Origin of the sequence: Actinoplanes auranticolor (assembly GCF_018332655.1) — a bacterium.
In the GTDB taxonomy this organism is placed as follows: Bacteria; Actinomycetota; Actinomycetes; order Mycobacteriales; family Micromonosporaceae; genus Actinoplanes; species Actinoplanes auranticolor.
This window is the reverse complement of the sequence record NZ_BOQL01000119.1, coordinates 1-444: the sequence shown is the minus strand read 5'-3', so window position 1 is coordinate 444 and position 444 is coordinate 1. Positions and strand designations below refer to the sequence as shown.

1 pseudogene is annotated in these 444 nt (G+C 63.7%); it reads right to left on the bottom strand.

What is annotated here, in order from left to right:
• Nucleotides 1-210: 210 nt before the first annotated feature.
• Nucleotides 211-444 (bottom strand): annotated as a pseudogene (locus Aau02nite_RS45860) (hypothetical protein); the annotation flags it as partial.

Genomic DNA, 444 nt, shown 5'->3' with positions numbered 1-444 from the left:
GACTTTTAATCCATAGGTTCCGGGTTCGAGTCCCGGGCGGCCCACTTTGACCTGCGGTTATTCCTGTGGGTAACTGAATCGTCACGCCTGATTTGCCTTATTTGGGTAGGCGGTAGCTCGGCGAGCGAGCAGCCACGACGGTGTGCATCCTTGCAGCTCAGATGCCGTTTCGCCGGTGTCGAGCTGCTGAGCGAGCAGCCACCGCGGATTCTACGGGCGTTTGAGTGACCAGTCGGCGTCGTCGTCCTTGACTGTTGCGTCGCTGTACTGGTCGGTGTTGCTCTTGGGCCAGAAGCCGCCGGGGAAGCTCGTCGGGTCCACGGCGTCGCCGTGGAGCGCGATCATGGCGTTGGCCTGGGCGGCCAGGAAGGCGGCCAGGGTGGATACGGCCGCCACGATGATGGCGGTGTTGACGCCGGCCTCCTCGAGGAACAGCGCGATGCC